General features: G+C 57.8%; 14 protein-coding genes. 3 read left to right on the forward strand and 11 right to left on the reverse strand.

Going from position 1 to position 14,832, the window contains the following annotated elements; genetic code table 11:
* Positions 1–30: 30 nt before the first annotated feature.
* Positions 31–1,860 (reverse strand): ATP-dependent DNA helicase RecQ, encoded by a 1,830-nt coding sequence (gene recQ / locus BFV67_RS21200; protein WP_021242852.1) that lies wholly within the window; start codon positions 1,858–1,860, stop codon positions 31–33.
* 90 nt (positions 1,861–1,950) lie between these two features.
* Positions 1,951–2,820, reverse strand: coding sequence for a phospholipase A (pldA, locus tag BFV67_RS21205; protein WP_008501537.1), 870 nt, complete (start codon positions 2,818–2,820; stop codon positions 1,951–1,953).
* Positions 2,821–2,983: 163 nt separating this feature from the next.
* Here pldA and yigI point away from each other — a divergent pair, with 163 nt between their 5' ends.
* Positions 2,984–3,451: an acyl-CoA thioesterase YigI gene (gene yigI, locus BFV67_RS21210; protein ID WP_008501538.1), complete on the forward strand. Its 468-nt coding sequence runs from the start codon at positions 2,984–2,986 to the stop codon at positions 3,449–3,451.
* Positions 3,452–3,502: 51 nt separating this feature from the next.
* On the forward strand, positions 3,503–4,399 hold the full coding sequence (gene rarD, locus BFV67_RS21215) for an EamA family transporter RarD (protein WP_008501539.1): 897 nt from the start codon (positions 3,503–3,505) through the stop codon (positions 4,397–4,399).
* Positions 4,400–4,482: 83 nt separating this feature from the next.
* On the opposite strand, the gene corA is transcribed toward rarD, so the two are convergent.
* The 8 genes from corA to lptM all read right to left on the reverse strand — a co-directional run bounded on the left by corA (position 4,483) and on the right by lptM (position 11,442).
* Positions 4,483–5,433 (reverse strand): magnesium/cobalt transporter CorA, encoded by a 951-nt coding sequence (corA, locus tag BFV67_RS21220; protein WP_008501540.1) that lies wholly within the window; start codon positions 5,431–5,433, stop codon positions 4,483–4,485.
* Between the two features lie 150 nt (positions 5,434–5,583).
* A complete protein-coding gene (ysgD, locus tag BFV67_RS24685) occupies positions 5,584–5,640 on the reverse strand; it encodes a YsgD/CorL family protein (protein WP_212743980.1) in 57 nt (18 codons plus the stop codon).
* 149 nt (positions 5,641–5,789) lie between these two features.
* Complete coding sequence (gene uvrD, locus BFV67_RS21225) at positions 5,790–7,952, reverse strand: DNA helicase II (protein ID WP_069598877.1); 2,163 nt, start codon at positions 7,950–7,952, stop codon at positions 5,790–5,792.
* A 107-nt stretch (positions 7,953–8,059) separates the two neighbouring features.
* A complete protein-coding gene (yigB, locus tag BFV67_RS21230; RefSeq protein ID WP_023293565.1) occupies positions 8,060–8,776 on the reverse strand; it encodes a 5-amino-6-(5-phospho-D-ribitylamino)uracil phosphatase YigB in 717 nt (238 codons plus the stop codon).
* Positions 8,776–9,678, reverse strand: coding sequence for a tyrosine recombinase XerC (gene xerC, locus BFV67_RS21235; protein WP_008501543.1), 903 nt, complete (start codon positions 9,676–9,678; stop codon positions 8,776–8,778). The genes yigB and xerC overlap by 1 nt, the downstream gene beginning before the upstream one ends.
* Positions 9,675–10,382 carry a DUF484 domain-containing protein gene (locus BFV67_RS21240; protein ID WP_044597489.1) on the reverse strand — a complete coding sequence of 236 codons (708 nt, stop codon included), beginning with the start codon at positions 10,380–10,382 and terminating at the stop codon, positions 9,675–9,677. The genes xerC and BFV67_RS21240 overlap by 4 nt, the downstream gene beginning before the upstream one ends.
* Positions 10,379–11,203: a diaminopimelate epimerase gene (gene dapF, locus BFV67_RS21245; protein WP_008501545.1), complete on the reverse strand. Its 825-nt coding sequence runs from the start codon at positions 11,201–11,203 to the stop codon at positions 10,379–10,381. The genes BFV67_RS21240 and dapF overlap by 4 nt, the downstream gene beginning before the upstream one ends.
* Before the next feature lie 35 nt (positions 11,204–11,238).
* A complete protein-coding gene (gene lptM / locus BFV67_RS21250) occupies positions 11,239–11,442 on the reverse strand; it encodes an LPS translocon maturation chaperone LptM (protein WP_021242847.1) in 204 nt (67 codons plus the stop codon).
* A 135-nt stretch (positions 11,443–11,577) separates the two neighbouring features.
* Between lptM and cyaY the strand changes: the two genes are divergently transcribed.
* The gene (cyaY, locus tag BFV67_RS21255) at positions 11,578–11,898 is read left to right on the forward strand and encodes an iron donor protein CyaY (RefSeq protein WP_025912240.1); all 321 of its coding nucleotides are present in this window, start codon (positions 11,578–11,580) and stop codon (positions 11,896–11,898) included.
* Positions 11,899–11,987: 89 nt separating this feature from the next.
* On the opposite strand, the gene cyaA is transcribed toward cyaY, so the two are convergent.
* Entirely contained in the window at positions 11,988–14,531 is a 2,544-nt protein-coding gene (gene cyaA / locus BFV67_RS21260) for a class I adenylate cyclase (RefSeq protein WP_008501547.1), read from the reverse strand.
* Positions 14,532–14,832: the final 301 nt, after the last annotated feature.

A 14,832-nucleotide genomic window follows, 5' to 3' on the forward strand; every position in this document is an offset into this window, starting at 1 on the left:
CATCATCCTGGCACTTTTTCGCCCGGCTGACTACTCCTCATCATCACCATCAACGTGGGAACGGATGAGCGCCATAAACTCTTTACCGAAGCGCTCCAGCTTGCGCGTGCCGACGCCGTTAACGCTGAGCATTTCGCTGGCGCTGAGCGGCATCTGCTCGGCCATCTCAATGAGCGTCGCGTCGTTGAACACCACGTATGGCGGGATGTTCTCTTCATCAGCGATGGCCTTACGCAGCTTGCGCAGTTTGGCGAACAGCTTGCGGTCGTAGTTGCCGCCGTAGGATTTCTGCATCACGCGCGGCTTGAGGGCGACCACACGCGGCACGGCGAGCTTCAGTTCAACGTCACCGCGCAGCACCGGACGCGCCGCTTCGGTCAGCTGTAGCGCGGAGTGCTGAGCAATGTTCTGCGTAGCAAAGCCGAGGTGAATCAGCTGGCGAATGATGCTGACCCAGTGCTCGTGGCTCTGGTCCTTGCCAATACCGTAGACAGGCAGCTTGTCGTGGCCCATGTCGCGGATACGCTGGTTGTTGGCACCGCGCAGCACTTCCACCACGTAGCCCATCCCGAAGCGCTGGTTTACGCGGTAAATGGTCGAGAGCGCCTTACGCGCGTCCATCAGGCCATCGTACTGTTTTGGGGGATCCAGGCAGATATCGCAGTTACCGCACGGCTCCTGTCGCCCTTCACCAAAGTAGTTAAGTAGCACCAGACGACGGCAGGTTTGCGCTTCGGCAAACGCGCCCATCGCGTTGAGCTTGTGGCGCTCGATATCCTGCAGCTGGCCCTGCGGCTTCTCTTCCAGACAGCGGCGCAGCCACGCCATATCGGCCGGATCGTAAAACAGCATCGCTTCCGCAGGCAAGCCGTCACGCCCGGCGCGACCGGTTTCCTGATAGTAGGATTCGATATTGCGCGGAATGTCGAAGTGCACCACAAAGCGCACGTTGGGCTTGTTGATCCCCATCCCGAACGCCACCGTCGCGACGACGATTTGCAGGTCGTCGCGCTGGAATTTTTCCTGCACGTCGGCGCGGATGTGGTTCTCTAACCCGGCATGGTATGCCGCCGCGCTAAAGCCGCGATTTTGCAGACGCGCAGCGGTGTCTTCCACCTTTGCGCGGCTGTTGCAGTAGATGATACCGGACTTGCCGCGCTGCTCCTGCACGTAGCGCAGGAGCTGATCCAGCGGCTTGAATTTTTCCATCAGCATGTAGCGGATGTTCGGACGGTCGAAGCTGCTGACCTGAATATACGGGTCGTTCAGCCCCAGCAGGCGAACGATATCCAGGCGCGTGGTGTCATCCGCCGTGGCGGTAAGCGCCATAAACGGCAGCTCGGGGAAGCGCTGACGCAGCTGGCCGAGGGCGGCGTATTCCGGGCGGAAATCGTGTCCCCACTGGGAGATACAGTGCGCTTCATCCACCGCCAGCAGAACCGGATTCCAGTGCGCGAGATGGTCGAGGAAGTTATCCAGCATCAGGCGTTCCGGCGCGATATACAGCAGGCGGATCTGCCCGGTGCGGCACCCGGCCATCACCTCTTGCTGCTGCTCCCGGGTTTGCGTCGAGTTCAGACAGGCCGCCGCGACGCCGTTGGCGAGCAGCTGGTCAACCTGGTCTTTCATTAGCGAAATGAGCGGGGATACCACGACCGTCAGGCCGTTAAGCACCAGCGCGGGCACCTGATAACAGAGGGACTTACCGCCGCCGGTCGGCATCACCACCAGGCAGTCGCGGCCTTGCAGCACCGTTTCAATGATGGTTTCCTGGCCAGGGCGGAACTGCTGGTAGCCAAAGGTTTCATGCAAAACCTGTTTAGCCAGCGACTCCTGATTCAATACTTCCGCCTGCGCCACATTAACCCCATATGCGAAAAATAAAACAGGCGCTATTTTCAGCGCCTGAGAGAGAAACTTCAACGTTTAACGCAAAAACATTCGAGCAACCTAGAGAATATCGTTCAGCATCACGCCCACGCCGACGCGGGTCTGGTTGAAGTTGTAATCGATAAGCGACTCGCCGTAACCGCTGTAGACCTGCGTATAGATGCGAACGTGCTTCGTCATAGGATAGCTTAAGCCCACTTCCGCGCCGCCGTAACCGGTATTCCAGTTATACTGCCCCTTCGCGCTCAGTACGGCATCGCCCAGCTGATAGCCGACTTTGAGCTGGTAGTAGCCCATGTATTTGGTGATGTCCGGGTTGTCATCAGTGCTGCCGACCACATACCACGGCTTCACTTCCACCATCCAGTTACCGTTCTGCGCCATCAGGCGCGTATAGGCGCGGTTCCAGCTACGGGAAGTCGGATCGGAACGGCCGTTAGAATCATGGTTAAAGCCCACTTCGACGTCACGCAGCGTCCAGCCGGCGAATTCATAATCCGTTGCGAAGCCGAGGAACAGCTGCGGCTCGTAGTTGGTTTCGCGGAACGGCGAGGATTCCCCGCTGTTAGAGAGCTGCCACCAGGACTTCTGCGTGTAAGACGCACCGAGCACCGAGTTCGGCCCCAGAATGCCGCGCCAGAACGGGAACGCGAGGCTGAGCTGGAACTTCACCTCATCTTTACGCGCATTATCAGACCAGTTATAGGAGCTTATCGCCTCTTTGTTGAGGTCGCTGGTCTGGGTGTAAATCACGTAGTTGGTGTCGTACGGATAGAGCGTAAACGGATTGTCATGCTCCTGAAGAAGGTTCGCGATAATGCTACCGTGCACGGCAGGCTTATCATGCACCTCTTTAATTGTCGCTTCCTGCGCATAGGCTGTGAGGGGCAGCGAAATCGCCGCCAGTAACCAGGCCAGATACGTCCGCATCGGTGGTGTTCTCCTGCAAAAGAGTAAAATTACCTGAATAGTTATGTGGCGAACATTCTACAGACTTCTGAGACAACTGCTGCATCCTCGTTTCTGAAAGTAGCATTCCTTGTTGCTGAGGCATAAAATCAACATTTCGTTAACAATAAGGATGTGATGCCTCATGTCAGCCATGCTTACCGCCGAAGAAGTGTTAAAACTCGTGGGCGAGATATTTGTTTACCATATGCCGTTTAACCGCGCGCTGGGACTGGAGCTGGAGCGTTACGAGAAAGATTTTGCCCAGCTGAGTTTCAATAACCAGCCGATGATGGTCGGGAACTGGGCGCAAAGTATTTTACACGGCGGCGTGATTGCCTCCGCGCTGGACGTGGCGGCAGGACTGGTTTGCGTGGGCAGTACGCTGACGCGCCATGACACCATCAACGAAGACGAACTTCGCCAGCGTCTGGCGCGCATGGGCACCATTGATTTGCGCGTCGACTATCTTCGCCCGGGGCGCGGAAACCGCTTCACCTGTACCAGCAGCCTGCTGCGCGCCGGGAATAAAGTTGCCGTGGCGCGCGTGGAATTACACAACGAAGAACAGGTTTATATCGCCAGCGCAACCGCCACTTATATGGTGGGTTGAGGCGGCAAAATCGGGTAAAATTGATTCACTTTTTTGTAACGGATTTTCCCGATGGATGCTAAACAGACGCGGCAGGGCGTTTTACTCGCCCTTGCCGCTTATTTTATTTGGGGTATCGCCCCGGCGTACTTCAAGCTAATCGCCTACGTTCCGGCTGACGAGATCCTCACTCACCGCGTCATCTGGTCGTTCTTCTTTATGATTGCGCTGATGAGCCTCAGCCGTCAGTGGTCGGGCGTCAAAACGCTGCTGCAGACCCCGAAGAAGATCTTCCTGCTGGCGCTCTCTGCCGTGCTGATTGGCGGTAACTGGCTGCTGTTTATCTGGGCAGTGAATAACCATCACATGCTCGAAGCGAGCCTGGGGTACTTCATTAACCCGCTGGTGAACATCGTGCTGGGGATGATTTTCCTCGGTGAGCGCTTCCGCCGGATGCAGTGGGTGGCGGTGATTCTGGCCTTCTGCGGCGTGCTGGTGCAGCTGTGGACGTTCGGCTCGCTGCCAATTATCGCCCTCGGTCTGGCGTTCAGCTTTGCCTTCTACGGCCTGGTGCGTAAGAAGATTGCGGTGGAAGCGCAGACGGGGATGCTGTTTGAAACCCTGTGGCTGCTGCCGGTGGCGGCGATTTATCTCTTCGGCATCGCCGACAGCCCAACCAGCCACATGGGCAGCAATCCGTGGTCGCTGAACCTGATGCTGATGGCGGCGGGCGTGGTAACTACCATTCCACTGCTGTGCTTCACCGGTGCAGCGACGCGCCTGCGTCTCTCCACGCTGGGCTTCTTCCAGTACATTGGCCCGACGCTGATGTTCCTGCTGGCAGTGGTGTTTTACGGCGAAGTGCCGGGTGCGGATAAGATGGTGACGTTCGCCTTTATCTGGGTGGCATTGGCGATCTTTGTTGCGGATGCGATTTATACCCAGCGCAGGGGGCGCAAAGGGCTGTAGGCCTTTTTGCCGGATGGCGGCTGCGCCTTATCCGGCCTACAAGATCTGTAGGCCCGGTAAGCGTAGCGCCACCGGGCGGATTCTCAAAGCCAGTTACGACGCTTAAAGTACAGATACGGTGCCAGCCCGGCGAGGATCATAAAGATAATCGCCCCCGGGTAGCCAAAGCTCCACTTCAGCTCAGGCATAAACTCAAAGTTCATCCCGTAGCTGGACGCCACCAGCGTCGGCGGCAGGAACACCACGGACACCACCGAGAAGATCTTGATGATGCGGTTCTGCTCGATGTTGATAAAGCCCATCGCCGCCTGCATCAGGAAGTTGACCTTCTGGAACAGGGATTCGTTGTGCGGCAGCAGGGATTCGATATCGCGCAGGATCTCACGCGCCTGCTCCAGCTGACCGCCCGGCAGACGCGCCTTGCGCACCAGGAAGTTCAGCGCGCGCTGGGTATCCATCAGACACAAACGCACCTTCCAGCCGATATCTTCCAGCTCCGCCAGGGTGGAGAGCGCTTCGTCGTACTCATCGCCCTGATGGCCTTCCATGATCACGCGGCTCAGCTTTTCCAGATCGCTGTAGATGTTTTCAATCTCGTCTGCCAGCTGTTCAATTTTGGTCTCGAACAGATCGAGCAGCAGTTCATAGGCGTTGCCGTCCACCATCGCCTGGCTGCGGGCGCGCATGCGGTAGAGGCGGAATGCCGGTAGCTCACGCTCGCGCAGGGTAAACAGGCGGCCGTCGCGAATGGTAAATGCCACGGTGGAGTTGCCCGCGTGGTCTTCGGCATCTTCGAAGAAGAAGAAGGAGTGAATGTGCAGGCCGTCTTCGTCTTCAAAAAAACGGGCGGATGCTTCGATGTCTTCCAGTTCCGGGCGCGTTGCCAGGCTTTGCCCCAGCTCAGATTGTACGCGAAGGCGCTCATCGTCGTCCGGCTCGACCAGATCCACCCATACGGCATCAATGAGGGGCTGTGACTCTTCGGCTTCAAGCCGAGTCAGTCGGTTATTTTCGAGTTGAAATGCGCTCAACATGACCGGGACTCCCAATGCAAAAAATATCGGACAGTTCGGTGGGCACACAGAAACAAATTGGGTTTCAGACCATTAAACAGCCTGACTCAGCGCGACGGGAATAATGCAGTCGCTGACAACCACTAAGGCCATCAGCAAGAGGAGATAGCCTTAGGAGTTGTTCCTGGATGACAGGGAATTGAGCCAGTATCTACTGGGTGTGTCCAAGGCGAATGTCCTCTTAGCGTAATCGTGCGCGCATGTTACGCCAGCTATAACTGTGGCGTCAACACGCAACGAAACGCTGAAGGGCATTAATTGACCTTCAACGTATAAGGCTAGCAGATTATTACAAAATAATGATATTTTTCTGAAAGTTAGACTGTTTCCAGCTTCGCGTAGGCGGCCACCAGCCATTTGATCCCCTGCCCCTGGAACGCCACCTGCAGGCGGCTGTGCTCGCCGCTGCCTTCCAGATTCACAATGGTGCCTTCGCCAAACTTCGAATGGCGCACGCGCTGGCCCAGCTTGTAGCCGGTGTCGGTTTCCGCCATCGGCGAGCCCATGCGCTGATGGCTGACCGGACGGCTGATGCTCGCCCGCAGACGTACCTCTTCGACACACTCTTCCGGCAGTTCACCGATAAAGCGCGACGGACGGTGATAGACCTCTTTGCCATACAAACGGCGGGTTTCAGCGTAGGTCAGCGTCAGCTTCTGCATCGCTCGCGTCACGCCCACGTAGGCCAGACGGCGTTCCTCTTCCAGACGTCCGCCTTCATCCAGCGACATCTGGCTCGGGAACATCCCCTCTTCCATGCCAACGATAAACACCTGCGGGAACTCCAGACCTTTGGCGGAGTGCAGCGTCATGAGCTGAACCGCATCCTGCCAGGTGTCCGCCTGCCCTTCGCCCGCTTCCAGCGCGGCGTGGGAGAGGAACGCCTGCAGCGGCATCAGGTCTTCGTCTTCTTCGTTGTAGCTGAACTGGCGCGTTGCCGTGACCAGTTCCTCTAAGTTCTCAATACGGGTCTGGCCCTTCTCGCCTTTTTCCTGCTCGTACATGGTGCGCAGGCCGGAGTCTTTAATCACCCGGTCGGTCTGCACGTGCAGCGGCATGTCGGCGGTTTCCTGCGCCAGGGCGTCAATCAGTTCAAGGAAGCGCTGCAGGGCGCTGGCCGCGCGTCCGGCAAGGGCCTTTTCCTGCAGCAGCTCGCGGCACGCCTGCCACAGCGTCAGCTGACGGTCGCGCGAGGCCTGACGCACCACATCCAGCGTGCGGTCGCCAATCCCGCGGGTCGGCGTGTTGACCACGCGTTCAAACGCCGCGTCGTCGTTACGGTTGGCAATGAGGCGCAGATACGAGAGCGCATCTTTAATTTCCTGACGTTCGAAGAAGCGCATACCGCCGTAAATGCGGTACGGCATCCCCACCTGCAGCAGCGCCTCTTCCAGCACGCGCGACTGGGCGTTGCTGCGATAGAGAATGGCACACTGCTCCAGCGCGCCGCCGTTGTCCTGCCAGGTTTTGATGCGGTTGACCACGAAGCGCGCTTCGTCGAGCTCGTTGAAGGCGCAGTAGATCGAAATCGGTTCGCCGTCGACGCCGTCGGTCCACAGTTTTTTACCCAGACGCCCGTTGTTGTTTTCAATCAGGGCGTTGGCCGCGCTGAGGATATTGCTGGTCGAGCGGTAGTTCTGCTCCAGACGGATGGTTTCGGCGCCGGGGAAGTCGTTAAGGAAGCGCTGAATGTTTTCCACCTGCGCGCCTCGCCAGCCGTAGATGGACTGATCGTCATCGCCCACGATCATCACCTTGCCGGTATCGCCGGCCAGCAGGCGGATCCACGCGTACTGGATGTTGTTGGTATCCTGGAATTCGTCCACCAGAATGTTGGTGAAGCGTTCACGGTAGTGCTGCAGGATGTGCGGCTTGTTGAGCCACAGCTCGTGGGCGCGCAGCAGCAGCTCGGCGAAATCCACCAGGCCGGCGCGATCGCAGGCTTCCTGATAGGCCTTGTAGACGTTCTGCCAGGTCTGCTCGACCGGGTTGCCGAAGCTCTGAATATGGTGCGGGCGCAGCCCTTCGTCTTTCTGGCCGTTGATGTACCACATCGCCTGACGCGGCGGCCACTGCTTCTCGTCGAGGTTCATCGCCTTGATCAGGCGCTTCAGCAGACGGAGCTGGTCTTCGCTGTCGAGGATCTGGAAATCCTGCGGCAGGTTGGCGTCCATGTGGTGCGCACGCAGCAGGCGGTGCGCCAGACCGTGGAAGGTGCCAACCCACATGCCGCCCTGGCTGGTGCCCATCAGCTGGGCGATGCGGTGGCGCATCTCCGCCGCCGCCTTGTTGGTGAACGTGACCGCCATGATGGAGTACGGCGAGCAGTTTTCCACGCTCTGCAGCCAGGCGATACGGTGAACCAGCACGCGCGTCTTACCACTGCCCGCTCCAGCCAGCACCAGCAGGTTGGTGCGCGAGGCGGCAACCGCATCACGCTGTTTGTCATTAAGGCTGTCGAGCAGGTAAGAAACGTCCATTGGCACCGTCACATAGTATTTAGGAACAGAGCAAAACGCCCGGTGGCGCTTCGCTTACCGGGCCTACAACTGCAAAACCCTGGTAATTTATACAATATTACTGGTGATTATATCAGCGTCGTGAGGGATGCCAACCGCGAAATTTCCACGTGCGGCAGAAGACGGCTATCGGAGGCGATCATCAGGTCAGCATTTTCCGGCTTGATCCAGCAGGCCTGCATGCCGCAGCGGATGGCGCCCGCCACGTCTGTGGTCAGGTCATCCCCCACGTGCAGGATCTTACCCAGCGGCAGGTTAAGCTTATCCGCCGCCAGATGGTACATGTCACTGAACGGCTTCGCGCGCCCGTGAGGACCCGCACGCAGCACGAATTCAAAGTAATCGCTGAGGCCGAACAGCTCCGGCTGGGCATTGCCGTTGGTGATGGCCACCAGCGGCCACTTTTCGGCAAGCGTCGCCAGCGTGTCGTGGGTTTCCTGCGGCACGTCGATACGGCTGCGCCATTTGGCGAAGTTTTCCATGGCCGCTTCCGCCCCAATCGCGGCATCCTGCGCGCTCAGGCCTACATTCAGCATCGCCTGCTCAACCGCGCGACGACGCCATTCGGTCACGTCGTGGTAAATGTCCGGCTCGGTCTCCCGCAGGGACTGACGCAGCTTCTGGAAGTCCTTGTTCTGCATCGTCTTCAGCGCGGGATGATAGTTCTGCACAAACGCCAGCGACTCCTGCTCGGTACGCAGGATCACCTCGCGGTTGTCATAAAGAGTGTCATCAAGGTCAAACGTCAGGGCTGAGATCTGACCGAGTGGGCGGTAAAAACGCATTATTTCCCCCGTTTGGCGCGTGGATGCGCCGCGTCATACACCGAGGCAAGGTGTTGGAAGTCTAAGTGGGTATAAATTTGTGTGGTCGACAGGTTCGCGTGGCCAAGCAGTTCCTGCACGCCGCGCAGATCGCCGCTTGACTCAAGCATGTGTGTTGCAAAGGAGTGGCGCAGCTTGTGCGGATGCACGTGGCTGTTCAGCCCCTGCTTAATGCCCCACTCCGCAAAGCGCTTCTGCACGTTACGCGCCGAGATCCGCTTGCCGAGTTTCGACAGGAACAGCGCATCTTCGTCGGTGCCAAACAGCCCGCGCAGGTCAAGCCAGTGCTCAATCCAGGAAACTGCATTGCGGCCAATCGGCAGGCGGCGCTCTTTGCTGCCCTTCCCCATTACCCACACTTCGCCCGATTCCAGGTCGAGATGCTTGAGATCAAGGTTGACGAGTTCAGACAAACGCAGCCCGGCACCGTACATCACCTCCAGCATCGCGCGGTCGCGGACGGCCAGCGGATCGTTCAGATCGATATCAAGCAGGCGGTTTACGTCGTCAACGTCAATATTTTTAGGCAGATGGCGCGGCGCTTTCGGCGTGGCGATCCCTTTTGCCGGGTTGGCTTTTATGCCGCCCTGGCTGACCAGCCAGTCGAAGAAGCTGCGCAGCGCAGAGAGCCTGAGCGCCAGGCTTGCCGGGCTGAGGTTTTTTTTGCGGCTACGCACGACGAACGCGCGTACCGTCGCAGCATCACATTGTTGCCAGCTTTTCAGGCCGATCTCGTCGGCGATCTGCATGATGGCATCAAGCTGACGCTGATAGTTAAGCAGCGTAATGGGGCTAAGCTGGCGTTCCACGCCGAGATAGCGCAGAAAGCGTGAGACGTCAGTGGCGAGCAGTCCGTCCGTCATACGCGCTCAATCCAGCGCTCCAGCAGCTCAGGCAGCATCAGGGCGATCTCCTGCAGCAGGTGCGTGGCTTGCCCCTGCTCATAGTGATGCGCGTCGCGGCTGGTAAATAAGATGACGCCCAGATCGCCATCGCGCCCCATCAGCGACATCGCCACCGAGCCAATCGCTTTGGCCTCCGGTAACACCACCAGCAGCTCAGGTCCGTTAAGCGGCCCCAGATAGTGGTGCTCATGGCCCAGACGCTGAATGCGCAGCGGTTCAAACGCCTGACGGCTCAGTGCCAGATGGGTAAATCCCGACGGTGCGCCGATGCGCCAGCGGTCAGGGAAAAGACGAATCGTTGCACCCGCCAGCCCCAGCTCGCGGGCCCAGCGGTGGAAGCGGCTGAGGAACTCGTCAAGACTGTGCGCCGACGCCAGACGCGCCTGAAGATGCAGCAGACGATAGAACAGGCTTTCGTTGGTGCTGGCCTGCTCCATCAGCAGCGTCATGTTCTCTTCAAGCTGATTGATGTGGTTGCGCGAGCGCGCCATGTGCCATTCGACCAGCGACACGGTCCCGCGAACCGGATGCGGCACGCGCATCTGTTCGACGACGCGCGCATTGCGAATAAAAAACTCAGGATTGCGCAGCAGATAATCAACAACAGCTCTGTCGTCCAGTTCCGTCACTGTTTCCTGCAGTTCTTCCCCTGGTTGTTTCATAGATGGATAAACCCGTCATAGACATGTGCCGCCGGGCCCGTCATATACAGTGGATGACCCGGTCCTTTCCAGGCGATATCAAGCCGACCGCCCGGTAATTCCACGCGAACCTCTTCAGCCAGTAACCCCTGGGAGATGCCCACGGCCACTGCCGCACAGGCTCCGCTTCCGCAGGCCTGCGTCTCGCCCGCACCGCGCTCGTAAACCCGCAGACGAATGTGCTCGCGCTTCACCACCTGCATAAAACCGATGTTCGCGCGCTCCGGGAAACGTTCGTGGCTTTCCAGCACCGGGCCGAGCGTTTCGACCGCCGCGGTTTCCACATCATCAACCTGGATCACGCAGTGTGGGTTACCCATAGAGACGACGCCGCACAATACTGTCTGCTCGGCCGCCCGCATAATATAGGTCTTTTCCGCTTTGTTTGCGCGAAACGGCACGACGGAGGGCTCGAAGTTAGGCTCGCCCATGTTCACGCGCACCAGCTCATCATCGGTGACGCTGAGCACCATGCGACCATTGGCTGTACTGACGCGAATATCACGCTTGTTAGTCAGCCCTTTCAGGCGGACAAAGCGGGCGAAACAGCGCGCGCCGTTGCCGCACTGGTTCACTTCGCTGCCGTCCGCGTTAAAAATACGGTAGTGGAAATCGAGGTCGGGATCGTACGGCGGCTCAACCACCAGCAGCTGATCGAACCCCACGCCCAGATGCCGATCCGCCAGACGACGGATCAGTTCCGGTGAGAAAAACACATTCTGCGTTACCGCGTCGACGACCATAAAATCGTTGCCAAGGCCATGCATTTTAGAGAACTGCATCATTTGCTCCATTGCGCGGGTACAGAACGTTGTCGTCAGAGATTAACCTGAGTCGGGCCGCCGTTGTCGCCACGGTCGTTAGTATCTGGCGTGGAAGACTCAATGCCGCTGTTAACCGGTTTCGTCGGCGGCGGTGCGGTTTTATCCGCAGGCGGAAAGTACAGTGGTCCCTTCAGTCCGCAGCCAGTCAGGCTAAACAGCGTGATGAGAACGGCAAGCGTTCGGAAAGCGTTTTTCATTATAAAGTTGCCCGTAAGTTCAAATCTGTTTCTATCATCGCAGGAGAAGACACAAAAGCAAGAGTTTGCCGCTTTCCTGCAACGGGAATTATTTAGGGTTATACTGCCGGCATCACGAAAAACAGGAACAAAACCATGAACGACAGTGAATTCCATCGCCTTGCCGACAACCTGTGGATGACCATCGAAGAGCGTCTTGACGACTGGGACGGCGACAGCGATATCGATTGTGAAATCAACGGCGGTATTCTGACCCTGAGCTTCGAAAATGGCAGCAAAATTATTATTAACCGTCAGGAGCCGCTTCACCAGGTGTGGCTGGCGGCCAAACAGGGCGGCTATCACTTCGATCTGAAGGGTGATGAGTGGGTGTGCGACCGTAGCGGCGTACCATTCTGGGATCTGCTGGAACAGGCCGCGACCGCGCAGGCGGGTGAGGCGGTGCGTTTCAGGTAGTTTTGTTGCCCGGTGGCGGCTGCGCCTTACCGGGCCTACAACGGCTCGAACCGTAGGCCGGGTAAGCATTAGCCACCCGGCGAAAAGGCTCAGGAGAAATACTGCTGCAACAGCGGCGCGGTGTCCTGATTGGCAGGCGCGGCAGGCGTGACGGCCTGAGTGCGGAACGGGATCACCTGCGCCCGGCCATCGACGTTCACAATCTGGTAGAACTGCGGCAGGTTAAAGTTGATAAAGCTTGAGCCGTAGGTAAAGCGGTCATGCGAAGAGGAGTAGAAGCGGCTGACGTCGCGCACCAGCTCCTCTTTACTGCCTTCACAATGGTGATACACCTCGGCGCGGTTGGTCTCATCCAGAATGTAGATGTTGAACCCGGCATCGTCGCCCGACTCTTCAAAGAAGAACTGAATAATCCCTTCACTGGCAAAGCCGTCCACCACCTGCGGGAGCTTAACGTGGTTGGTTTCCACCTGCACCGACAGGCCATGCAGCTTGTTATGTGAAATCGCGCCGTAGAATTCAATGGCGTTTTCCAGCTTCTGTACCGACACGTTGAGACGTTCAAAGAACAGGCCCCAGGTCTGGCCGGAGACGCGCAGCGCTTTAAAGCGCCCGGTTTCCTGACGGGTACTGGAGAGACGCAGCTCGATACACTCGGAGACCAGCTGCTGCACGCGGGTACGAATCAACCCGCGCAGGTGCTGGCTGTAGCAGAACACTTCCACGCTGTCCGGCGGCGCGGCATCCTGGTGCATCTTGCCAAGAATGGTTTTCAGCGCTTCGATCATCGCCTGCTCGCCGTTGAAGTGCAGGGTACGCACTTCGTTCCACGAGTTGCGGTACAGCAGGTCCACGCTGCCCACCAGGCAGTTTTGCTGCTCGCCAAAGCTAAAGACGTCCAGCTTGCGGAAGTCAAAATGGACCACCTGATTGCGGAAGGCCGCCGTCGGGTCGTATTCCAGGTTGACGATGATCGCCAGATGGCGAATCTCGCACGGGCTGTAGAGCGCTTTTGGCGTCGGCGCAGGCAGACGCAGCGGGAAGTGGTGCGACACATCCGCGACCATCTCCTGCAGCTTAGCGAGATCGACCACCTCGTTGCCTTTGATAAACAGGCGCGTGCGCGAGGTCAGCAGGCCGTTAAACCAGGCCCAGGCCACCAGCTTGTTCAGATAGCGGTTATATTCCAGCGGCTGATGGCTGATGATGGAATCCATGCTTGGCGCACGGTTGTACAGATACCACCCGGTGCGGTTCGCGCGGCCCGGCGGCACGTAGATAAACGTCAGGTTCGGTTCTGACAGGTCAGGCGAAATCTGCGGGTTAACCAGCGTGACTTTACCCGGCAGCGCTTCAAACGCGGCGTACAGCTTACGGGTCAATACCCCGATGTCCTGCGGGCTGGCGGAAACGCTGAGGTTGTTGCGGCGCGCAAAGCGAATCAGATTACGGTAGCTTTGCATCATCGCATCGAGCAGTTCGTTGTGCGCTTCACGCACCTGATCGATTTTCCAGTTGGCCCGGTTGTCGAGCATGGACAGACGCGCGTCGTCCCATCCCCACTCTTTTACTAACTGGCTGACCACTTCACGACGCCAGCCCACGCAGGCGCGTTCGCGGCTCAACTTCTCACAGACTTTGAGATAGAAACATCGACGTACCAGGTCCAGACGCGTGGTGTCATCAATGGCTTTCAGGTATTCGGTTACGCGCTCGAGCATCATGCAGTAGGCGTCGAGCCCGAAGGAGACGATCTCCCCGTCGTGCAGGCGCTGTTTGATGTCTTTCGCCAGCAGGCGCGGCGTCGGGTATTCCCAGGAGTAGGCTTCAAGCAGCAGCGTTTTCAGCACCGCTTTGTACGGTGAGTCGATACTCTTATAGAGCTGCCAGAGGCTTGCGCCGAAATACTCTTCCGCAGACAGTGAGCTGAGACCGCCGAGGTCCAGCCATTCGTTTGGCGTCAGTACGCCCTGCGCATAAAGCGACATGACGTAATCGTCGTAATGCTCTTCTTCTTCGCACGGGACCATATTCCACAGAATACGTTTCCCGGCCAGGCGAACGGCAGTACGGTAGAATTCATCCAGCAATAAGATGTGCTGGGTCGAGCCGCAGTCCTCACCACCCAGACTGCCGCTTTCGTTATGGCGGAAACGGTTTTCATCAATCAGGAAGAAGCTCACTTCCACGCCGAGCGAGGCCGCCCAGCTCTCCAGCAGGCTGCATTTACGCTGCAGCAGCTGACGCTCTTCGTTATCGAGCCAGGACTGATGACAGACCCAGATGTCCAGGTCAGAAGAACAGCTTTGCCCTACCGATGAGGTGCTCCCCATAGAGTAAACGCCGGTAATCGGCAGTTCACCTTTCGGGGACTCCTGTGGCGGCATGCCCCGGTAGAGTTCCAGCTCGTTCAAATAATGCTGTTGGGTTTCATCAGGCGTGAAAAGGCAAATGCCCTGGGGAACGTTACCATCAAGGTAGCCAGGCATCAGCGGGTGGTGATAGTGCAATAATGTCGGCAGCAGACTGTATACCTGCTGAAAAGCAGGGCCCATAGCAGCAAGCGCGCGATCCACACGCAGTTGATTTATGGCATCCAGTCTCTGTTTCAGAGTCTCAATATAGAGGTACAAGACGTATCGCCTGATGTTTCCGGGTGTCGCAGCTATTCAAAACACGAGTAACAGCGGACCCGCAGTATTTCAAAAAGATAACCGTTACCCTTTTTCGCCCTTATCATTTTTGGTGGTACCGACGAAAAAATGGTCTAAAACGTGATCAATTTAACACCTTGCCGATTGACCGTAAAGAAAGATGCGCTACATACAAGTGTAGCACCGTTCTGTACGTGTAAATTCCTGAATACGGCTCTGGCTGACGAATACGCCGCCTTGTCCCTCTCACTCTTCATCAACCGTAAAACTGCCATCCCAG

The organism is Enterobacter roggenkampii, assembly GCF_001729805.1.
GTDB classification, from domain to species: Bacteria; Pseudomonadota; Gammaproteobacteria; order Enterobacterales; family Enterobacteriaceae; genus Enterobacter; species Enterobacter roggenkampii.